A 20,731-nucleotide genomic window follows, 5' to 3' on the forward strand; every position below is an offset into this window, starting at 1 on the left:
TATTTAGTTAGGATGCTATTATTTTTAATGGAACTCTTTGTATTAAATTTGGTTCCCAAATCGGTCACACGCAAACTTCTAAAGAATAATTATCCATTTCTTTCAATCTTTACACCACTAAAAGGAATATTTTTCTTTAATAAACTTATTAACAGAATAATTATCTGTATTTACATTATAATAAACTTAATTCATCTTTTATATTGATTTTTGCTAGACAAAATAACTGAAACAACTTAAGAAAGCAGTCATTTGATAAGGTCTAAAAACAAACGAAAATAGCTATATGGAAGACACTCAAAATACGGTTAAGACTGATATTACCTTCACACTACAGCGTATTTTTTTCGACGAGAACTACGTACCGTCCAACAGTACACGTACAACCACCAACTTTGCCAACTTGGCAAGAGGAACAAGTCGTCAGGAAAATTTGCGCAATACCATTAACATGATCAACAATCGCTTTAATACCTTGGCTAACTGGGACAATCCCAATAACGATCGGTATTCGGTAGAGCTGGAAATTGTTTCCGTTGCTATTGCGATCGAAAGTAGCGGTGCAACCTTTCCATCGATCGAGGTTTTAAAAACACATATTATCGATCATCAAACGGGCAAACGCATAGAGGGCATTGTTGGGAACAACTTCTCTTCTTACGTACGTGATTATGATTTTAGCGTATTGCTTTTAGAACATAACAAAGGTAAAGATCATTTTAGCATTCCTGATCATTTTGGTGACCTGCACGGCAACATATTCAAGCATTTTGTGCATTCTGAAAGTTACAAAAACCACTTTACTAAGGCACCAGTTATCTGTTTGAGCGTATCAGATAATAAAACGTACAACCGTACCGGAAACAATCACCCGGTATTAGGTTTTGAATATGAGCCTAACAGTCCTTCTTTAACAGAACAATATTTCAAAAAAATGGGCCTACAGGTACGTTATTTTATGCCGGTTGGTTGCGCTGCACCTTTAACATTTTTTCACTTTGGCGATCTACTGGCAGATTATACAAACCTGGAGTTGATCAGTACCATCAGTACGATGGAAACGTTCCAGAAAATCTATAGACCTGAAATCTACAATGCCAATTCTCCCGCCGGACTGTGCTTTAAACCCAGTTTGAAAAATCAGGATCATTCCTTGACAAAAATCGTATACAACCGGGAAGAGCGCAGCCAGTTGGCCATTGAGCAGGGTAAATTTGCAGAAGAGCATTTTATTAAGCCCCACAAGAATTTCTTGGAACAATGGTCTGCCAATTTTGCCCTTTCAGGATACACACGTTAAAATTATTTTATAATGAAGAAACTATTAGTACCAACCTCAATTGTGGGAAGTTTACCCAAACCTTCTTGGCTTGCACCACCCGAAAAACTATGGTCGCCCTGGATATTAGATGGCGATCAGTTACCTGAGGGAAAACACGATGCTTTGCGCATTGCTTTGCAGGAACAGGAATTGGCAGGTGTAGATATTATCAGTGATGGCGAGCAAACACGCCAACATTTTGTAACCACTTTTATCGAGCATCTAAGTGGCGTAGATTTTGAAAATCGTAAAACCGTAAAAATCCGAGATCGTTATGATGCGAGTGTCCCTACGGTTGTGGGCGAGGTTGCCCGACAAAAAGCAGTTTTTGTGGATGATGCCAAATTTTTACGTAAACAAACCAATAAGCCTATCAAGTGGGCATTACCAGGACCGTTAACCATGGTTGATACCTTGTATGATGACCACTATAAAAGTAGGGAAAAATTAGCATGGGAATTTGCGATAGCACTCAACCAAGAAGCAAAGGAACTGCAAGATGCCGGGGTAGATATCATCCAGTTTGATGAACCTGCATTTAATGTATTCTTTGATGAAGTGAACGATTGGGGAATGGCAGCACTGGAAAGAGCCATTGAAGGTTTAAACTGTGAAACGGCGGTTCATATCTGTTACGGCTATGGAATAAAAGCGAATAACGATTGGAAAAAGACCTTGGGTTCACAGTGGCGCCAATACGAAGAGATTTTCCCTAAAATTAAAAATTCTAAGATTGATATCGTGTCGTTGGAATGCCACAACTCAAATGTACCTTTAGATTTAATTGAGCTTGTTCGTGGCAAAAAAGTAATGGTGGGCGCTATTGATGTGGCCACAAACACCATCGAAAGCCCTGAAGAAGTAGCCAATACACTACGTAAAACGCTTGAGTTTGTTGCTATCGAAAATCTTTACCCAAGTACAAACTGTGGTATGGCTCCTTTGTCTCGAAGTGTAGCAAGAGGCAAGTTAAGTGCTTTAAGTGCTGGGGCAGAAATTATACGCAAAGAATTTGCAGTTTAATTCCAATGAATTAATCGGGAAATGATTGCCTCGTTAGTCCGCAGCGTTTAATTGATATACGCTACGGACTAACAAATAAATCTAGAGACTCCGCTTCAGGTTGCTCCTGCTAACACATTTAGTCAAATAAACTTCTAGCGAGTTTCGAGAACTCCTTCAACGGATTGAGGAATATTTACCGAAAAGATTAAAGGGCCAATTCTTCGATAAAAAATTATATGTCCTTTCGTTTAGCCATGCGCTGAGCGATGATGCTGGCAGCGATCAATTGCAAGGCATGGTACAGCATGAGCGGCAACAATACGATGCCCATAATGGTACTATGCTGAAAAAGCACCTTTGACATCACCGTGCCATGCACCAATGACTTTTTCGATCCACAAAACAATACCGTAATACGATCTTCTTCTGAAAAGCCAAAAAAGCCACTAAGCAAGCCCACACAAAAAAATACGGCAAAAAACAGGGCCATCATGCCTATGGCGAGTCCGGCAAGTTCCAGCGTGCTGAAGCCCTCAAAAAGATGTTCGGAGAACGACTTGCAAAAGGATGTGTAAATGATGGTCAGGATAATTGCCTGATCAAAATATTTGAGCTGTTTCTTATATTTTTCGGCAATGGCTCCAAAACGGGAATTGAGGCTGATGCCAATAATTACAGGCAACAGCACTTGAAGGGTTAGCTTTATTACGATATCCGTGACATCAAAATCGCCTGTTGCAGATGCGATGAACAGTCCAACCCAAAGCGGTGTTACGACTACTCCAATCAAACTGGAAATACTTGCATTGAAAATGGCCGCAGGAATATTGCCTTTGGCGATGGAAACCATAACTACTGAAGAAGAAACCGTGGATGGTAAAGCTGCTAGAAAAAACATACCCAACCAAAGCAACTCGAAGCCGTTGTTGACTAACAAGGGGCGAAATGCCAAAACGATAAGCGGAAAAAGCAAAAAGGTAGTCAACTGTACCACAATGTGCATTTTCCAATTAACAAGCCCGGCTTTTAGCTTCTCAACACTCAACCGTACGCCATAAAACAAGAATATAAACGACACGCCAACATTGGCAATCTGCTCTAGCGAAACCGGTTCTTTTATCATGCCTGGCTGTGGCACAAAATAGGCCAACAGAATCATGGTGCCAATCATTAGCAGGAAACCGTCGAAACCTGCTCTATTTAATAATGCTAATAACTTCTTCAATGTGTTTTTCTGTTTTTTTGTTGAGTAAAAATTAAAAAAATATCCCGCAAATGCGGTAGGATTTTGAACTCCTCTATCCCGGTAGAATTTTATCCGTTCCAAAGCGGGTAATCACTATACCCTTGTTTCCCTCCCCCATACAGGCTTGCCCTATCTGGCTCACTAAGCTCCGCATTTATTTCAAACCGTTCAGCCAGGTCAGGATTTGCGATGTATAGCTTGCCAAAAGAAATAAGCGTTGCAATGCCCTTTTCAAGTTCTGCTTCGGCAGCAGCCTTGTCATAGCCTGCATTCGCGATAACCGTCTGACGAATCTTCCTGCCAAAGAATTCAATCTCATTTTCAACGACATCATGTCCAGAAGAAGGGGAATAAGTGCTGCTTCTCATGAGTTCAACATAGGCAAAATCCAACTTGTTCAGTTCTTCGATCAGATGGGTATAGGTTTCAACAGGGTCATCCAATAACATATCGCCATAGGTATGGAAAGGGGCTATTTTAATGCCCACCTTTTCACTTCCCACCGCAGTTATCAGTTCCTGCATTACCTCCAGTATAAAACGAGCCTTGTTGTGGATGCTGCCCCCGTACGCATCCGTCCTTTGGTTGGCACTTTCAGCTAAAAACTGGTTAGGAAGGTAGCCATTACTAGCATGTAGCTGAACCCCGTCAAACCCCGCCGCTAGGGCATTTTTTGCAGCTTGACCATAATCCTGTATTACCTGCTTGATTTCCGAGATTGTCATTTCTTGAGGTATTTCGTAATCTTTCATGCCTTGGGAGGTAAAATGTCGCATTCCCCGGATAGCCAAAGCTGATGGTGCAAAAGGGAGCTTGCCATTCCTATCTACCGAATGCCCCAGACGGCCGGTGTGCCAGAGCTGGGCAACAATAACACCCCCTTTATCGTGTACCGCCGTTGTAACCTTTCTCCATGCTTCTATTTGTTGAGGTGTGAAAATGCCCGGGGTGAGCGGACTGCCGGTAGCATCTTCACTAATTCGGATGGCTTCTGTAAACAACAAACCCGCACTCGTCCTTTGGGCATAGTATTCTATTGTGATATCGCCCACTAAACCATTGATGACTGCCCGGCCCCGGGTCATCGCTGCCATGGCCATTCTATTTTTCAAGCTGACATTGCCTAGTTGCGATTTTTCTAAAAGCTTCATATCGCTATTTTTTAAAGTATTTTTGTTACGCAGAATTTGCAGACAAACCTCCTGTACAAACGCAATTGTTGTAGTTCGATTTGTTATGGACGTCCTCCTTTTATAGCACTTGAAAATAGCATCTTAAATAGCAGGAAACACGCTCCACAAACGTTAATCTGCCACAAAGTTATAATAGCGGATTATTAAACTTTAAAAAACATCATATTAAGATAATTTCTCTTAATTAAACTAAAAACACGGCGCATTATTCTTTTATTATTGTAGTTTTGGAACTGATAAAAGAAAAATATTCTATGGGAAATTTAGACGAAACAGATAAGCTGTTGCTGAAGTTGCTGGCACAGAATTCAAAATATACCACAAAGGAGCTAGCCAATTTGGTAAACCTCTCTCCGTCCCCGGTTTTTGAACGGGTGAGGCGTTTGGAAAACAGTGGTTACATCAAGAAATATATTGCTGTACTGGATCCTGAAAAGTTCGACCATGGTTTTATTGTTTTCTGCAACATTAAACTCAAACAGCATGATAAGCAAATCGGCCACCATTTTGTATCCGACATCATGAAAATCGATGAGGTAGTAGAATGCTATAACATATCAGGAGATTATGATTTTATCCTCAAGGTATATGCCAAGGACATGAAACATTACCAGGATTTTGTTTTCAATAAGCTCGGATCCGTGGATAGTATAGGCAGTACCCACAGCACCTTTGTGATGGCCGAGATTAAGAATACCCATAACATCAGCATTTAATAGTAGAGGCTATAAAGTCCGAAAAGTCGGAGGTCGCAAAGTTGGGGTGTGCTTCTTTCCAACGATCTTTGTTGTCAATAATTGGATAAAGTTCAAGTATTGAGGTCGGAATGTCTTTTACATAGTGGTCAAAGCGAGATAAAATAAATCCTGCCCAACCTGGTCTAATGTCGTTAGGTATGTTCTCAAAAATCTCTCGTCCGATTTTGATATTAGTTTTAATGTCTTATTGTTCTGTCGTTCTAAAGTGGCATACAACGGTTTGGGTATTGCCGAAGGCGGGGATTTTTAGCACAAATATTGATTCGGAGCACTGAACCGCCACTTTCGCCAAACCGCTGTTATCGGTTCGCCCTTTATTCGTTCGGTTTGTTTATTTCGTTATGTCCAAAACTTGGTTGACTTTGTACAAGTTTGGCAAGTTTTCTTGTAAGCTCCCCTGTTTTTCAGACCATTCAAAAGTATAATTTTGTTCTCAAATTGCCCACAGCACTAAAGTAAATAAATAGCTTCAAATTTTCATTTTAGCACTTCCCCCGAGGCTTAACTTAAACCTGCTGTTAGGTTGCGTTAGTTTAAACTTTTATATTTTCTATATCTGTAAATTCTAGATATCAACCATAAGGTAAATAAAACTGCAATTACTATTGTTACGTTTCTCGATGATTTTATATGACTATTGTAGTCGTTTATGCCGATAATTTTTTGATTGCCAACATACATTTGTGTTATTGAATTATCTTTTTTCTCGAAGTAAATCTTAGCTATTTTACCCGTTTTGATTAACGAGATATTGCTTGTGTCACTCAAATGATTTTTGTTCAGAAAAAGATTGGTCTGGTCAATTTTAATGTTGAAGAGATTATCTGTTGTTTGATTACTCGTTTTTCTTTTTTGTTCAACAACTTGAACAATTTTTCCACTAATGAATTCGTAGTTTTCAGCTGTGCGATTTGATAGCCAATTAAGATAAAGCGAGATACCAATAAACAAAATACAAATGATTGGCATTAAAGTAAACGTTAGAATTTTCGTGCGTTTAGGAAAATTGTCGTAGTAATACTTAGTTCGGAAGGTCTTATACCAATTCTTCATTATTTGCAATGTCGTTTACTAATGCGACCTAACGGTTGGCAGGTTTGCGATGAGCGGGCTTTTTACCACTAATGTTGGTGCGGTGCACAAAACTTTCGGCTACCACTAAACTGTCTGCGGAGTACGAAACCCCGCCTATTGCAAATGTGCTGTTAGCGGTTCGTTATTCTTTCGTATCAAATGTTGTCTGGATATTTTGCATAAAGTTTTGGGAACATATTTTTTAAGTCATCGCCTTCTTCTGCCCATTCATTTCCTGTTGTGTCGTGGTTTTCTTGAAATGGATATGGCATTTCTTGTCCTGTTAGTTCTTCAAAAACTGTCGAAGGAACATAACCTAAACCTTCCCATTCAACGTCTTCAATTTTGTCCGTATCAATTTCAACAAGGCTTTCAGGATTTTGAATTGTCTTGTAATAAAAGTCTTTTCCTTGTCCTATTACCCATTCTCGGAAATCGTTAAAACTGTCGTCACCACAACCTCCGTGAATAATATAAATCGCTCCCCAAAGTTCCCAAGTGTTTGCTTGTCCTCTGAAAAATCTAAATCTGTTACCAAATAAAATAATGTCGTCAGGTGTTAATTTGTAAAGTTCGTTTGCTAACACTTCTTGTTGTTGTTCATAATCTCCTTTGGATTTGTCGTTAGTCGTCTTAATGATTTTCCAAAACACTTCTTCGTCCATTAACTTGTCTGAAGTCGTGTAGTTTGTGATTTTAGGTAGCTCTGGTTTTTTTGTTCCTCCGAACAGTTTGTCAAATAGTCCCATTTTGTAAATTTTGATTTTGTTTGCTAATCGGTTTGTCTGTCTGTTTTGCGTGTCGTCCTACAATGACCGCTAACGATTAGGTATATATTTAGTTGCGTGAATTATGCCTGTACTTTGTAAATAAGTCTTTACTTTTGGAGTTATCCTAAACTTTTTTCAAAATACCGTATGGAGCAATTGAATATATACCATGTTGGGCGTAGGTTTTCTTGTCATCTCCATTTATTTACGTGTTCCACTTTGTCATTAAATTGTGCTGCTAATGATTTTACTCTTGACTTCAAAAGTAATTTTCTGCCCTCAAATGTTCTTGTAAAAATTAATTCGCAAGAACCGACAAGTCTTTCCCATTGGTTTTTGAAATATTCCGCTAAGTTTTTGTTTCGTCCGAGTATTTCAGGAACAGAATGATAGTCTTTTTGCTTTACGAATAGCATAAACTTATTCTTTCTAATAATCACATATCTCGGATTGTCAATCGGAGCAATTACTTCTTGAAGTGCGTTTATAAAAGATGATTTGTCGAAAGTCGTTCCACCTTCTAAATGACAGAAAACTGCACCCCAATTGTCAACGTAAGTTTCCACCTTTAATTTAGAGTAGTCGGATTTTATTGCCCCTGCTTTAATTAAAGAGTTTAAGAGTGCGTCTCCAATTTGTTGAATGTCTTTTGAAATGTCGCGGTATTTGAAATATAGTCTTAAAGTTTTAAATGTTAGTCTTCCAAAAATAGCCATTCCTATTGCTCCAAAAATTGCAAGGAAAACATATAAGTCTTGAGTGGTTTTTATATTTCTTGCTGCTCTTCCAAGACCTTGTAAACTTTCTAAACCAAAACCAACTAAACCCGAACCTAAAGTCGCTAAAAGGTTGCGAATTGTTTTATTTAAATACATAGACTTAATCGCTTTGTATTCCTTTTCTTCGGGAAATGGGATTTTGATTTCTTCAACAAGTGTAACCCCTGTTTCAAGTGCTATTTTCCATCTTCGTTTTAGACTTTCTCTGTCGCCTGCGAAGGAGAACATTTCAACATTCTTTTTTTCCGCTTCTTCTTTATGATGGATGTTTTCTGATAGATTTAAACGCCCAATTCCATTTTCAATTCCAGGTTCTTCTTTGAATGAAACTCCTACAAAACTTCTGAAACGTCTTTTTAGTAAATCAAAATCGTCTCCGCCTGTGGGTGAAGTTGGGTCAATACAGACCAAATGCCAAATATTTCCTGTCTTGTCGCCATTTCCGTTTTGTGTTCTAATAGCTCTACCACGCATTTGATTGGAAAGCACAAACGAACCTACAAAACTTGCTAAGATTAAGGAATTGATTGCAGGTGCGTCCCAACCTTCTCCAAGTAAGGATTTGGTTCCTATTAAAATTTCTATTTCTCCACGCTGAAAAATTTGTGTTACAATGTGAACTATGTCGTGTTTAAGTTGCTCAGTTTGGCTGATTAAAACGTAATTATTGTCAAAAGGAACAGGAATTGAATTGATTTGAGAAATACCATATTTCGCTGCTTTTACTACAAATGCTGCATAAGCATTTGTAGGAAGAATAATCATTGAACCTGTAAGAACTGCAATTCTTTTATTGTCCTTGTTTTCTCGTCGTAATTTTTCAAAAATTGGAATGACACCAATTTTGTTCAGTTTGAGATTATTTTCAGGTGCATTGATGTAAAATTCTTTTCGTATAAAGTCGGAAAGAATTACCAGTCTTAAGTCTTTGCCTAATTGTTTGTATTCAAAATCAACAATCTCTTTGATGCCGTTTAGTTTGCTGATACTTGAAGTTAAAAACCCTGTTACTCGTTTATTGTGCGAAAAGTTAATTTGTCGTCTTTCAATTGCTCCGTATCTTCGTAGTCTATTTTCAAGTGTTTTTTGATGTTCTTCAAATGCTTTAAATTTTTCCTTTTCTTTGTAGAGATAAAAATCTAAAAGTGTTTCAACCCATCCGTAATTGAGTTTGGGGATTTCAAACTTCTTATCTCCAATAACTTCAAGATGAGTTTCGGGAATTACTTTATCGTTAGCTTTTAGAAATATTAAACAAGCCGAATAAAAAGAAAGATTGTTATAAATCCAATCCAATTGTTCTGTTGGGTTTAGCCAAATGGGATGTTGTTCGATTGCCTGAATGATGGTTTCATCACTTTTTATTTCTTGAAAAAGCTTTTCAATGTTCTGTCTGAAATCAACAATGCTTTGGTTCTCTTTCTCAGTTGGGAGTGTGAAATAAACATAGTCTTGATGTGGGCATAAATCGCCTTCAATTACCAATTCAGGAACGGAAATTTCTGTATCAACAGGTCCGTTTAGGTCAATGTATCGTTCCCATTCTGTAGCTGTAACGTCATAGGGTGGAGTAGCTGTCAAGCCAATAATAATTGGATCTAATTTTTCTTTAACTTTTGTCAGCGTTTGCCACCATTCATTTTTTAAATGGTGTGCTTCGTCCACCACAATTGTCTTGATGTTTTGGTTTTTTAGTCCGCTTACAATGTTGTCAAGATTTGGATTTGTTGATTTACCTTTTTCGTTTATTTCTTCGGTTTCTTCTTCTTCTTTGTCAATTTCTTCTTCTTCAACTCTCCAATTGTTACAAGCTGCGTGAAGCCCTTGGTAAGTTACAACGGTCATAAATTTCGGGTTTCGAATGTCTCTCGAAATCCAATCAGGCGTTAAATTGGTCTGAAGAAACAGTTCACAAAATCGCTGTATCCATTGGTTGCGAATTGCTATTGTAGGGGCAAGAATTAAAGTCGGTTTGTTAAGTCGAATAGCAACTTCAAGTCCTAAAACTGTCTTACCCGAACCTGGGGGAGCAATTACGTGTAAATGTCGGTCAGTTAAATGGTCTTGTAAATCGTCAAGCACCCGTTGTTGGTATTTTCTCCAACCGTATTTGAATTTTATGTCTTTAGGATATTCTATCAATGTATCGGTGTCTTTTTAAACTTACGCCCAACGGTTAGGGTATTGCCGAAGGCGGGATTTTTAGCACTAAATTTCAATCGAAGAACGAATGCTGAACCTTGCACAAATGCCCAATCGAAGCCGTTCAGCCCCGCTTTTGGCAATACCTTGTTGTGCGTTCGCTTTTTTGTCCGCCGACAAAAAAACGAACGCTAAATTAATTCAGTTTTTTGTCCTACGAAAAATGGCTGATTTTTTAATTGATGTTCATATTGGTCTTTGCCTATAAAAGGCCATAAGTCATAATCGCCTGTGTTTTTAAATTCGTCAAACTGTTGTTGTCGTTCCGTCATTTTGTGTCTGTAATGTTGCCCCAAAGTCAGCACGCTTAACAGCAAGTCCTTAAATGAAAATCGAATAAGTGGATTTGTCGGGTCAAGATATGGCCATTCGTATTCAAAGTCAGAATGTAGAAATAAAATGTATCTGGCTATGTCTTTTAGTGCTTCGTCTGTAAGTCTGTCATTACCTGTTAATTTATGTTCTTTCAAGTCACTATACAAACACCAACTTAGTTCAAGCATTGGTCTAATAATTGGGTCGTCAAACTTTGCTTCTTTTGAACGATAATATTGCTCGGGAAGCCAACCGAAAGTCACATCATCTGTAATGTAATCTTCAAACTCGTCATTGCTGATAAGTCCGACTGCTAAATGTCGTAAGTGGAATGCAAGTTTTTTTCTTCGTTCTCTGTCAACCATAGTTCAATGTTTGTAGGGTGTTCATTAAAGTGACGCACAACGTTTTGCGGCTTGGCGAAGAAGCGGATTTCGAAGCACTAAACTGTCAGCCAGCACTAAATTTGATAAGAAACACAAAGCTTCATTTAAGCACTGAACCCGCTTTTTTGCCAAACGCCTGTTATAGCCAGTATTATTTTTCTTTATACTCATTTATTATTTTGTTCTCTAAAATAAAGTCAGAATACACTAAATTCCAAAGAACGTTTTTAGGAATTGGGTCGTTCGCCTTTCTCATATCGCTTGTGCCAAGTTGGAAAATAACATCGTTCGTTTCCCAAGTTTTTAAGTCCCAATAAGTAATCCAAGATTGAAAAGGATGCGTTTGTTCGTATGACTTTTCTTTTCCATTAGTTCCAAATCTTTCAGTAAGCATTTTTGATAGTTTTTCTTTTTCGGCTTCTTTCAAATATGAAACTGTAATATTCATAATGATGTTATTCAATAAAGTAAGAACAATGCTTGAGTCGCTTTTTAACTGCCAAATTGCAACTGGAAGTCCTTTATATTTTTCAGGCAGTTTGTCAACGTTGTTCATTGTCCACCCGTCTAAATGGTTAGGAAAATAGAGGTCGCCTTGTTTTTTATAAAAAGTTGTGTCAACCATATCGCCAATTTTATATCCCCGAATTTCTAATTTTCCGGGATAGCTCTTCGTTTGTGCACAAGCGATTAGTACGGTTGAGAGAATTATTAAAAATGTCGTAATTTTTTTCATCAAGGTCGATTTTTAATATTGGCTATAACGTTTTGCAGGTTTAAGTTGAGCCTAATTTACTTGAACCAACTGTCCACAGCACTAATTTAAATAAATATCTACAAATTTTTGTGTTCGCACTTCGCCCGAGGCTTAACTTAAACCTGTTGTTATAGGGCGTTTTTTATGGTTTTTTATAATAACCAAAGTAGTTGTCATTTAGGTGTGTTTTCTCTTCTTCATTTTTTGGTCCAGTACTTGAAATGAAAATCCTGTAGGCTCTGTAAGTCCCTAAAACCATAAATTTTTTAAGTTTAATTTTATCGCTAATTAATGAACACATTTCTTTCGCGGTTAAACTGTCTGTGTCATTTTTTTCCACGTTTAGTAAAACCGTTCCGTCAAAATTATGGGTTCCGTCTTCGTTTGTGTCTATATATTGCTTATTTAGGAAACAGTATTTAATTTTTCTGCCATTTAAACTTATGTGTTTCCAATGTCTATTTACTTGCTTTGAGTTTAAAGCAAAGGTTTCGTCATCCCAGTTCCTTTGTCCGAAACATTCGTCGTTACCGATTGCAAGAAAAAATAATAAAAATATATAGAAAGAGGTTTTAAATGGCTTCATATGAAAATTGTAAGCTTTGATGAATTTTGGTTTTAATGTCGGTCGGCAAAATGCCCTATAACTCTCAAATATACGCAACTCCAAAACCAAAAAACCTCCAATAAATCCATTACGGCAGCTTTTTAATTGCGTAAAATGAGTATAGTTTAATACTTAATAAACTTTTATAAACGCTTACACTCGGATAGTCTGTTTCAAAATTAAGAGAAGTTCGAGCGTAAACATTTAGTTTTCCTAAGGTATAAATTTAATTTCTAAACCTAATATGGAAAACTGTGAATAGGCACAATTAAGTCCGATCGCCTCCTGCGAACAGAGAAAATGTAAGAGAATTAGTAGCTGCAAAAGCTGCGAGGTTCGATCTATGTTTCAACATAAGTGTTGGCACAGCATTTTGGATTGTGCTGCTGAGTAGAAAAAGGTACTTCTGAAGTATTTAAAATGAAATCATTTGGTCAAAAAGGTACTTCTGAGGTATTTAAAATGAAATCGTTTGGTCAAAAAGGTACTTCTGAAGTATTTAAAATGAAATCATTTGGTCAAAAAGGTACTTCTGAGGTATTTGAAATGAAATCGTTTGGTCAAAAAGGTACTTCCGAGGTATTTAAAATGAAATCGTTTGGTCAAAAAGGTACTTCTGAGGTATTTAAAATGAAATCGTTTGGTCAAAAAGGTACTTCTGAAGTATTTAAAATGAAATCATTTGGTCAAAAAGGTACTTCTGAGGTATTTGAAATGAAATCGTTTGGTCAAAAAGGTACTTCCGAGGTATTTAAAATGAAATCGTTTGGTCAAAAAGGTATATAGAGTCCGAAAAATCGGATATCCGAAAGTCCGATGTGAAGAATCATTAAAACGAATATTGTTTATAAACCTAGAAGAATTTGTTTATAAGAGATATTTTTCCGAATAATCGGAACACGTTGTGGCGCAGTGTGACAGGAAAATTTTTGAGACACCTGCTATGCAAACAGACGTTCAAAATTGCAGGTATTAACCGAAGTACGCCAGTCGGTCCCGAATGCTCCTATCGTGTGGACAGATCTCTATGTGTGTCCCATCCTTCTTTTGCAGCCCTAAAGTATTTTAATCCAATCCAGATCGTAGTTATCCCTGGCGTTCTTTTGCTTTCATATCCTTTCCAACCTCCCATTCTAGCCAATCCCCATACATATCTTTTCAGATCTTTATCCTTATAAGGATTCTTCTGCTTCTGGGTTTTTCCTTCAAGTCTGATTATTTGTTCTTCCATAAATAGCTGTTCCTCATCATTGAAACATGTGTGTGCATCAATCGAGAGTTCTGGTTCAGCGTATGCTAGGCGCATTAGGAATAACTTTATCACCACTTCCATGATCATAAGGGTTTGTTTTCTGATAGATGAGGCATATTCTAATTCACTGGCTTCAATATTGTATCCTTCCTTTTTAAGTATCCGAAACACTTCTTCTATTGTCCAGCGCCAGCTATACCATTCTATGCATAACTTAGCCATAGAAGGCGTGGTTACTGCTATGGTGGTTAATAGCCTCCAACATATTTTATCTGCCCCACTATAGCCAACTTCTTTTGCTTCTATGAGATAAAGCTTAGTACTCGCTGGAAGCTCTTTACTTGTAGTGCCTGTTTTGCATACTTCTATTTCTTTATATCTGATTTCTATTTTAGCCTTTCTCTTTGGCCTTTTCTCTTTCGCTTCTACTACTATTTCATAAATATCCTGCACTTCTTGATTGGAAAGGCAGTCAAATAGTTTGCTTTTGTCTTTTAGTCTTCTGTTGCTTTTTGCACGTATTAAAAGGTCTGTTTTCTCATCGGGTATAACGGCAAATTGCTCGTATATATCTCCTTCTCGATCTTGTATAATCACCATTCCTTCAACACAAGAGGATAATGCTGTTTTTGTATTATTCGATGATTCTATCCATTTGTAAGATTCTTTTTCTGTAATGGGTAATTTACTGTATTCTCGCTCAAACTTTGAACGAAATTCCAGCGGTCTATTCCATAGTTTGATATCTGCATAACCATAAGGAGTTCCATTAACTGCATCCAGGACAAGACTCGGATGAAGCATAAAACCCAATCCGAAATCGCCCTTGGCATTGGTAGTGCCGATAAACGAATCTTTCTTTATTCTATTTTTATGGCTACTTAGGTTTATTTCTGTGGTATCTTGAATACAAACAACATATTTCCCGTGGCAAGCGGATTGGCAGTTAGAGGTTAAATTTGAAATGATGCTTTCTTCAGTTACACGATTATTCGATAAGAATCGATAAAAACCCTTTGCTTCTGCCTCGTCCTTGCTAAGCTGACGAATAGAGTGAACGCAATTTCTAAATAGGATATCTAAGTTCTTATTCCCTCGACGTATTAAACGTGAATCGGGCAAATTTGTAAAACCTCTTTTTTGCATATACAAAGAAACTAATTATATAGAAGATCTGTCCACACGATAGGAATGCTCGGGATGCACCCCCAGCAGCGGGAGAAAACAAAAACAGTTACAGCAACATTTGAGTGTGCAGCGCCAAGCATTGTTCTATTCAGTTTTGTGGGGATAATTAAATATGAGTTACAAAACCAATCTCCACAAAACCAGCGAGACTGTTTTTGTTTTTTAAAGAAAAATCAATTATCGCCTCATAGCCGGCGGGCTTAGATCTTTTTTCTTGACAAAAAAGAACGAAAAAGTCAAGGCTTGGATCTGTTGTTGAATAAAGCTAGCAGAAGCTCGATGGCGATAATTTGAGGCCTTGGCTTCGCTCTATTCCTTCTGCTCGGCTGCAAATTCTCTTGAACAGTAAGAATTTGAACGTTTCTGCAAAGCTTCTTACTGCTTTCTTCGTCCAATCCCGAAGGTCTCGGGATAAACATCCTAGGCCGCTCCTAGTATGGGGGCTAACCGAGCACCGTATCTAGAAAGTTTATAGGCATCAACAATAATCTTGTATTAGAGCTATTATTTGAGAAATATGCTAGTAAAACAAACGTTCAAAACTGCAGGTATTAACCGAAGGACGCCCGTCGATCCCGAATGCTCGGGATGCACCCCCAGCAGCGGGAGAAAACAAAAACAGTAGCAGCAACATTCGAGTTTGTACTACCGAGCATTGTTCTATTCAGTTTTGTGGGGATAATTAAATATTGGTTACAAAAAAATCTCCCACAAAACCAGCGAGATTGTTTTTGTTTTGAGCAAGGGCTTTGCGGGCAAAGCTGCCTAGCCGGATCGACAAAGGCTTTTGGTTACTTTTGGCCCACAAAAGTAAATGCCCTGCCGGCAAGAGGCAAGCTAGGGAAAGAAGGGGGGCTATACGAGTGATTTATTTTGGTTATCTCAATAAAACTTAAAGATTCATTATCATTTGTGCGCTTAGCAAAGCAATCTCTTAAAGAAAAATCAATTATCGCCTCATGGCCGGCGGGCCTAGTTACTTTTTTCTTGATAATAAAGTAACCAAACAATCAAGGCTTGGATCTGTTGTTGAATAAAGCTAGCAGAAGCTCGATGGCGATAATTTGAGGCCTTGGCTTCGCACAGTTCCTTCGCTCGGCTGCAAATTCTCTTGAACAGTAAGAATTTGAACGTTTCTGCAAAGCTTCTTACTGCTTTCTTCGTCCAATCCCGAAGGTCTCGGGATAAACATCCTAGGCCGGTCCTAGCATGGGGGCTAACCGAGCACCGTATCTAGAAAGTTTATAGGCATCAACAATAATCTTGTATTAGAGATATTATTTGAGAAATATGCTAGTAAAACAAACGTTCAAAATTGCAGGTATTAACCGAAGGACGCCCGTCGATCCCGAATGCTCGGGATGCACCCCCAGCAGCGGGAGAAAACAAAAACAGTTGCAAAAACATTCGAATGTGCACTACCGAGCATTGTTCAATTCAGTTTTGTGGGGATAATTAAATATGAGTTACAAAAAAATCTCCCACAAAACCAGCGAGATTGTTTTTGTTTTGAGCAAGGGCTTTGCGGGCAAAGCTGCCTAGCCGGATCGACAAAGGCTTTTGGTTACTTTTGGCCCACAAAAGTAAATGCCCTGCCGGCAAGAGGCAAGCAAGGAAAGAGCGCAAGGCAATCTAGCATTATTTACTGAAAATTTGGGGTATCAATATATTTAATCACGCGATTATGGGTAACCCGAATCTTAAGGTTCCAAGTATCGTCTTGTTTTTTCTGGTTCCCTCTAATTAGCCTCTTAAACGTTGGCATTTGGTAAACAATATTGATCGATTATATAATGATGCTTGTTTTATTTGAAACAAAAAAGCCGATCTAACTCAATAAATCGGCTTTTCTAAGTGGAGAATACCATCCCGAAAGCATTCGGGAGAACTGGTCACCTCTTCCCCGAAGAATTTCGGGGCAGGCAAGCGATTAATCTTTTGATATTAACCATTCAATATATTTTCTACTCTTCTTAGCTTTAATTTCCAATTCTCGCTTATGTGCTAATGCTCTACTAATAAATGATTCCGAGTAACAAACTTCCCAGTCTTCTGCCTTTGAGGTATATTTAGAAAACCCCGTGTTATGCTGTTCCAAGCGCTTTTCGAGATCCTCCGTATAACCGACATAATACCGATTCAGCTTTTTACTGTATAGAATATAAACGTTAAACATATAACAAAAAAAGGATGCTCTTTTTATAGAACACCCTTCTGTGAATCTTAAGATATCAATCGTTCTAGACACCCTCTGTGGAGAATACCGTCCCGAAAGCATTCGGGAGAACTGGTCACCTCTTCCCCGAAGAATTTCGGGGCAGGCAAGCGATTAATCTTTTGATATTAACCATTCAATATATTTTCTACTCTTCTTAGCTTTAATTTCCAATTCTCGCTTATGTGCTAATGCTCTACTAATAAATGATTCCGAGTAACAAACTTCCCAGTCTTCTGCCTTTGAGGTATATTTAGAAAACCCCGTGTTATGCTGTTCCAAGCGCTTTTCGAGATCCTCCGTATAACCCACATAATACCGATTCAGCTTTTTACTGTATAGAATATAAACGTTAAACATATAACAAAAAAAGGATGCTCTTTTTATAGAACACCCTTTTGTGAATCTTAAGATATCAATCGTTCTAGACACCCTCTGTGGAGAATACCGTCCCGAAAGCATTCGGGAGAACTGGTCACCTCTTCCCCGAAGAATTTCGGGGAAGGCAAGCGATTAATCTTTTGATATTAACCATTCAATATATTTTCTACTCTTCTTAGCTTTAATTTCCAATTCTCGCTTATGTGCTAATGCTCTACTAATAAATGATTCCGAGTAACAAACTTCCCAGTCTTCTGCCTTTGAGGTATATTTAGAAAACCCCGTGTTATGCTGTTCCAAGCGCTTTTCGAGATCCTCCGTATAACCCACATAATACCGATTCAGCTTTTTACTGTATAGAATATAAACGTTAAACATATAACAAAAAAAAGGATGCTCTTTTTATAGAACACCCTTTTGTGGAGAATACCAGATTCGAACTGGTCACCTCTTGCCTGCCAGGCAAGCGCTCTAGCCAAATGAGCTAATCCCCCGTATAATGCTGGCAAAAATAGCAATTAGTTTATCGAATGCAAATAAATCTGAAAAAATTACTCTACAACCTTTACCCGCAGCACAGCAAGCAAACTAAAAATGGATAAGACCGATGGCATCGGGTAATAAATGAAAAGAAAAAGTAGAAAGGTTGCAATCACGAGCATGAGCAAAAATAGGCTAGCTTTTAAAAAGGAATCCATGTAACACATGGCTATAAAAGCCAAAATGTATACCGGCAAAACAAGGATAATTACAAACATACCCCAATATAAAGCATTGGTATTAAGTCGATGTTACCACAAAGAGAAGATACTGTTTCCTTATATCAAATGTGGTAAAATGTCTTTCAATTGCGCTACTTCGTAAAATTTAGGATGTTCGATGGTATGATCGATATGTTCATGAATCCAGGTGGTATGAAAGGGAATATGTACGGCATAACCGCCCAAGGCTAACACGGGCAACACATCCGATTTCAGCGAATTTCCCAGCATCAAAAATTCTTCTGGTGGGCAATCCAAATGCTTCAACAGCTTTTTGTAATCTGCTTCCTGTTTATCGCTCATAATTTCGATATGATGAAAATAATGATCCAAGCCCGATTTTTTCAATTTTCGCTCCTGATCCAATAAATCGCCTTTGGTGGCCACGACCAAGCGATACTTACCCGATAAAGCTTTCAGCACGGCTTCTACCCCATCCAAAAGTTCGATAGGTTTGTTCAACATCTCTTGACCCAGTTCAATTACTTTCGAAAAAATAATGGGCTCTACCTTTCCTCCGGTAATACGCATCACGGCTTCCACCATGCTCAGCATAAAACCTTTAATTCCATACCCATAGAGTGGCAAATTATCAATCTGAGTTTTAAGCAATTCAGACACAATGCTATGATGCGGCAAAAAATCGCTTAACAAAGCGGCAAAATGTGCTTCGGTTTCTCTGAAATAAGGCTCATTTACCCAAAGGGTATCGTCGGCATCAAAAGCGATAACTGTGATTTTACTGTGCATATTCTAAAAGTTAAAAACGAAAAGCAGAGAGCAGAAAAATAAAAGCAGAAAGCCAAAAGCCATGACCAGAAAAAATATGAATCACTACTTTTGACTTTCGACTATTGACTATTGACTATTGACTAAATTAACGCCCCATCCAACCGCCATCAACGGTTAAAATGGTTCCGTGCACATAATCGCTCGCTGCTGAAGCTAAAAACACGGTAGGGCCTTTAAAATCTTCAGGTGTTCCCCAACGTGCAGCTGGAATACGGGCTAAAATAGAAGCACTTCTTTCTTGGTCTTCGCGCAAAGCGGATGTATTATCCGTTGCAATGTATCCCGGTGCAATGGCATTTACATTTACACCTTTGCTAGCCCATTCGTTGGCAAATGCTTTTGTTAAAGAAGCAATAGCGCCTTTACTGGCTGCATAACCCGGTACCGTGATACCGCCTTGGAACGATAACAATGACGCGGTGAAAATTACTTTTCCACTTCCTCTTGCAATCATATCGCGACCAATTTCGCGCGTTAAAATGAAAGGAGATGATTGGTTAACGGCAATTACCTCGTCCCAATACGCATCCGAATGCTCGGCAATTGGTTGACGCAAAATGGTTCCTGCATTGTTTACTAAAATATCGATTATCGGATGGTCGGCTTTTACTTGCTTCGCAAATGATAAAGTAGCTTCGCGTTTACCAAAATCGCATTGGTAGGCATAAAATTTACGACCTAAAGCCGTTACTTCTTTCTCGATAGAACTACCCGATAATTCCAAACTGGCAGAAACGCCCACAATATCGGCTCCTGCTTCGGCCAAGGCCAAGGCCATTGCTTTTCCAATACCGCGTTTACAACCGGTAACTACCGCTAATTTTCCTTTTAAATCGAACATGCTTGATTGTTTTTTAGGTTGATGAATTATTTTAAATCCGTAATAGCACAGTGATCCATATCGCCATAGTCTAAATTTTCACCTGCCATACCCCAAATAAAGGTATAATTGCTGGTTCCTGCTCCCGAGTGGATTGACCAATTTGGTGAAATTACCGCTTCGTTATTTTGCATCCAAATGTGACGGGTTTCTTGTGGTTGCCCCATAAAATGACATACACTTTGGTTTTCAGGCACTTCAAAATAGAAATAGGCTTCCATTCTTCTATCGTGCGTATGCGCCGGCATGGTGTTCCAAACGCTGCCTGATTTTAATTCAGTCATCCCCATTTGTAACTGACAAGTAGGCAATACGCTGTTTACCAACAACTTGTTGATAATACGGTGATTTGCTGTAGCAGGTGAACCCAACTCTACTACTTCGGCCTCTGCTTTGCTTACTTTTTTGGTTGGATAAGTATGGTGTGCAGGTGCTGAGTTCAGATATAATTTAGTTGGCTCATTTTTATCCACCGATTCAAAATACACTTCTTTTGTGCCTTTCCCTATGTATAAGGCCTCTTTGTAGTCTAATTCAAAAGTTTCACCATCAGCGGTTACCTTAGCTCTTCCACCCACATTGATAATACCCAACTCTCTGCGTTCTAAGAAAAAAGTTGCTTTTAAATCGTCTGGGTTTGGAAGTGCTATTTTCTGATCAACCGGCATTGCACCACCAACAATGTAACGATCAAAATGTGATAACGTTAAATTTACTTGATTGGCTTCGAAAAGGTTTTCGATTAAAAAATTTTGGCGCAGTGCTGCCGTATCCATCTGTTTTACTTCATTTGGACTTTGCGCATAGCGACTTTCGAAATGATTGTTCATTATATTATTTTTAAGGTAA

At 38.3% G+C, this 20,731-nt stretch carries 19 protein-coding genes and 1 tRNA gene; 4 read left to right on the plus strand and 16 right to left on the minus strand.

Going from position 1 to position 20,731, the window contains the following annotated elements:
- Positions 1 to 286: 286 nt before the first annotated feature.
- Positions 287 to 1,300 (plus strand): DUF1852 domain-containing protein, encoded by a 1,014-nt coding sequence (locus ACJVDK_RS09505; protein WP_443936441.1) that lies wholly within the window; start codon positions 287 to 289, stop codon positions 1,298 to 1,300.
- A gap of 12 nt (positions 1,301 to 1,312) precedes the next feature.
- Positions 1,313 to 2,344 carry a methionine synthase gene (locus ACJVDK_RS09510; RefSeq protein WP_443936442.1) on the plus strand — a complete coding sequence of 344 codons (1,032 nt, stop codon included), beginning with the start codon at positions 1,313 to 1,315 and terminating at the stop codon, positions 2,342 to 2,344.
- A 214-nt stretch (positions 2,345 to 2,558) separates the two neighbouring features.
- Here the strand turns inward: ACJVDK_RS09510 and ACJVDK_RS09515 are convergent, their stop codons facing one another.
- Both ACJVDK_RS09515 and ACJVDK_RS09520 read right to left on the minus strand, forming a co-directional pair.
- Positions 2,559 to 3,551, minus strand: a complete 993-nt coding sequence (locus tag ACJVDK_RS09515) for a bile acid:sodium symporter family protein (RefSeq protein WP_443936443.1) — start codon at positions 3,549 to 3,551, stop codon at positions 2,559 to 2,561.
- Between the two features lie 89 nt (positions 3,552 to 3,640).
- The gene (locus ACJVDK_RS09520; RefSeq protein ID WP_443936444.1) at positions 3,641 to 4,723 is read right to left on the minus strand and encodes an alkene reductase; all 1,083 of its coding nucleotides are present in this window, start codon (positions 4,721 to 4,723) and stop codon (positions 3,641 to 3,643) included.
- Between the two features lie 296 nt (positions 4,724 to 5,019).
- Here ACJVDK_RS09520 and ACJVDK_RS09525 point away from each other — a divergent pair, with 296 nt between their 5' ends.
- Positions 5,020 to 5,481 carry an Lrp/AsnC family transcriptional regulator gene (locus ACJVDK_RS09525; RefSeq protein WP_443936445.1) on the plus strand — a complete coding sequence of 154 codons (462 nt, stop codon included), beginning with the start codon at positions 5,020 to 5,022 and terminating at the stop codon, positions 5,479 to 5,481.
- Positions 5,482 to 6,051: 570 nt separating this feature from the next.
- Here the strand turns inward: ACJVDK_RS09525 and ACJVDK_RS09530 are convergent.
- From ACJVDK_RS09530 to ACJVDK_RS09555, 6 genes are all read right to left on the minus strand, one after another.
- A complete protein-coding gene (locus tag ACJVDK_RS09530) occupies positions 6,052 to 6,576 on the minus strand; it encodes a hypothetical protein (RefSeq protein WP_443936446.1) in 525 nt (174 codons plus the stop codon).
- Between the two features lie 176 nt (positions 6,577 to 6,752).
- Positions 6,753 to 7,346 (minus strand): DUF4240 domain-containing protein, encoded by a 594-nt coding sequence (locus tag ACJVDK_RS09535; protein ID WP_443936447.1) that lies wholly within the window; start codon positions 7,344 to 7,346, stop codon positions 6,753 to 6,755.
- Between the two features lie 212 nt (positions 7,347 to 7,558).
- Positions 7,559 to 10,288 carry a DEAD/DEAH box helicase family protein gene (locus ACJVDK_RS09540; RefSeq protein WP_443936448.1) on the minus strand — a complete coding sequence of 910 codons (2,730 nt, stop codon included), beginning with the start codon at positions 10,286 to 10,288 and terminating at the stop codon, positions 7,559 to 7,561.
- A 191-nt stretch (positions 10,289 to 10,479) separates the two neighbouring features.
- The gene (locus tag ACJVDK_RS09545) at positions 10,480 to 11,028 is read right to left on the minus strand and encodes a hypothetical protein (protein ID WP_443936449.1); all 549 of its coding nucleotides are present in this window, start codon (positions 11,026 to 11,028) and stop codon (positions 10,480 to 10,482) included.
- A 172-nt stretch (positions 11,029 to 11,200) separates the two neighbouring features.
- Positions 11,201 to 11,785, minus strand: coding sequence for a hypothetical protein (locus ACJVDK_RS09550; protein ID WP_443936450.1), 585 nt, complete (start codon positions 11,783 to 11,785; stop codon positions 11,201 to 11,203).
- Positions 11,786 to 11,948: 163 nt separating this feature from the next.
- Complete coding sequence (locus tag ACJVDK_RS09555) at positions 11,949 to 12,392, minus strand: hypothetical protein (RefSeq protein ID WP_443936451.1); 444 nt, start codon at positions 12,390 to 12,392, stop codon at positions 11,949 to 11,951.
- A 441-nt stretch (positions 12,393 to 12,833) separates the two neighbouring features.
- Here ACJVDK_RS09555 and ACJVDK_RS09560 point away from each other — a divergent pair, with 441 nt between their 5' ends.
- Positions 12,834 to 13,199, plus strand: coding sequence for a hypothetical protein (locus tag ACJVDK_RS09560; protein WP_443936452.1), 366 nt, complete (start codon positions 12,834 to 12,836; stop codon positions 13,197 to 13,199).
- A gap of 220 nt (positions 13,200 to 13,419) precedes the next feature.
- On the opposite strand, the gene ACJVDK_RS09565 is transcribed toward ACJVDK_RS09560, so the two are convergent.
- From ACJVDK_RS09565 to kduI, 8 genes are all read right to left on the minus strand, one after another.
- Positions 13,420 to 14,811, minus strand: a complete 1,392-nt coding sequence (locus tag ACJVDK_RS09565; protein ID WP_443936453.1) for an IS4 family transposase — start codon at positions 14,809 to 14,811, stop codon at positions 13,420 to 13,422.
- 1,972 nt (positions 14,812 to 16,783) lie between these two features.
- Entirely contained in the window at positions 16,784 to 17,131 is a 348-nt protein-coding gene (locus tag ACJVDK_RS09570) for a GIY-YIG nuclease family protein (protein WP_443936454.1), read from the minus strand.
- A 51-nt stretch (positions 17,132 to 17,182) separates the two neighbouring features.
- Positions 17,183 to 17,530, minus strand: coding sequence for a GIY-YIG nuclease family protein (locus tag ACJVDK_RS09575; RefSeq protein WP_443936455.1), 348 nt, complete (start codon positions 17,528 to 17,530; stop codon positions 17,183 to 17,185).
- Between the two features lie 51 nt (positions 17,531 to 17,581).
- Positions 17,582 to 17,827, minus strand: a complete 246-nt coding sequence (locus tag ACJVDK_RS09580; protein ID WP_443936456.1) for a GIY-YIG nuclease family protein — start codon at positions 17,825 to 17,827, stop codon at positions 17,582 to 17,584.
- A gap of 42 nt (positions 17,828 to 17,869) precedes the next feature.
- Positions 17,870 to 17,943 (minus strand) — tRNA-Ala (locus tag ACJVDK_RS09585).
- Positions 17,944 to 18,267: 324 nt separating this feature from the next.
- On the minus strand, positions 18,268 to 18,960 hold the full coding sequence (locus tag ACJVDK_RS09590) for an HAD family hydrolase (RefSeq protein WP_443936457.1): 693 nt from the start codon (positions 18,958 to 18,960) through the stop codon (positions 18,268 to 18,270).
- Positions 18,961 to 19,087: 127 nt separating this feature from the next.
- Positions 19,088 to 19,843 (minus strand): SDR family oxidoreductase, encoded by a 756-nt coding sequence (locus ACJVDK_RS09595; protein ID WP_443936458.1) that lies wholly within the window; start codon positions 19,841 to 19,843, stop codon positions 19,088 to 19,090.
- 26 nt (positions 19,844 to 19,869) lie between these two features.
- Positions 19,870 to 20,712, minus strand: coding sequence for a 5-dehydro-4-deoxy-D-glucuronate isomerase (gene kduI, locus ACJVDK_RS09600; protein WP_443936459.1), 843 nt, complete (start codon positions 20,710 to 20,712; stop codon positions 19,870 to 19,872).
- Positions 20,713 to 20,731: the final 19 nt, after the last annotated feature.

The organism is Pedobacter paludisoli, assembly GCF_052344095.1.
Classification (GTDB): domain Bacteria; phylum Bacteroidota; class Bacteroidia; order Sphingobacteriales; family Sphingobacteriaceae; genus Pedobacter.

Bases quoted from the DNA above. Each gene is read 5' to 3' on its own strand.
- ACJVDK_RS09570 (WP_443936454.1), bottom strand. From the start codon at position 17,131: ATGCTTTCGGGACGGTATTCTCCACAGAGGGTGTCTAGAACGATTGAT.
- ACJVDK_RS09560 (WP_443936452.1), top strand. From the start codon at position 12,834: ATGAAATCATTTGGTCAAAAAGGTACTTCTGAGGTATTTAAAATGAAA.
- ACJVDK_RS09575 (WP_443936455.1), bottom strand. From the start codon at position 17,530: ATGCTTTCGGGACGGTATTCTCCACAGAGGGTGTCTAGAACGATTGAT.
- ACJVDK_RS09550 (WP_443936450.1), bottom strand. From the start codon at position 11,785: ATGAAAAAAATTACGACATTTTTAATAATTCTCTCAACCGTACTAATC.
- ACJVDK_RS09580 (WP_443936456.1), bottom strand. From the start codon at position 17,827: ATGTTTAACGTTTATATTCTATACAGTAAAAAGCTGAATCGGTATTAT.
- ACJVDK_RS09595 (WP_443936458.1), bottom strand. From the start codon at position 19,843: ATGTTCGATTTAAAAGGAAAATTAGCGGTAGTTACCGGTTGTAAACGC.
- ACJVDK_RS09545 (WP_443936449.1), bottom strand. From the start codon at position 11,028: ATGGTTGACAGAGAACGAAGAAAAAAACTTGCATTCCACTTACGACAT.
- ACJVDK_RS09505 (WP_443936441.1), top strand. From the start codon at position 287: ATGGAAGACACTCAAAATACGGTTAAGACTGATATTACCTTCACACTA.
- ACJVDK_RS09535 (WP_443936447.1), bottom strand. From the start codon at position 7,346: ATGGGACTATTTGACAAACTGTTCGGAGGAACAAAAAAACCAGAGCTA.
- ACJVDK_RS09590 (WP_443936457.1), bottom strand. From the start codon at position 18,960: ATGCACAGTAAAATCACAGTTATCGCTTTTGATGCCGACGATACCCTT.
- ACJVDK_RS09555 (WP_443936451.1), bottom strand. From the start codon at position 12,392: ATGAAGCCATTTAAAACCTCTTTCTATATATTTTTATTATTTTTTCTT.
- ACJVDK_RS09565 (WP_443936453.1), bottom strand. From the start codon at position 14,811: ATGCAAAAAAGAGGTTTTACAAATTTGCCCGATTCACGTTTAATACGT.
- ACJVDK_RS09520 (WP_443936444.1), bottom strand. From the start codon at position 4,723: ATGAAGCTTTTAGAAAAATCGCAACTAGGCAATGTCAGCTTGAAAAAT.
- ACJVDK_RS09530 (WP_443936446.1), bottom strand. From the start codon at position 6,576: ATGAAGAATTGGTATAAGACCTTCCGAACTAAGTATTACTACGACAAT.
- ACJVDK_RS09525 (WP_443936445.1), top strand. From the start codon at position 5,020: ATGGGAAATTTAGACGAAACAGATAAGCTGTTGCTGAAGTTGCTGGCA.
- kduI (WP_443936459.1), bottom strand. From the start codon at position 20,712: ATGAACAATCATTTCGAAAGTCGCTATGCGCAAAGTCCAAATGAAGTA.
- ACJVDK_RS09510 (WP_443936442.1), top strand. From the start codon at position 1,313: ATGAAGAAACTATTAGTACCAACCTCAATTGTGGGAAGTTTACCCAAA.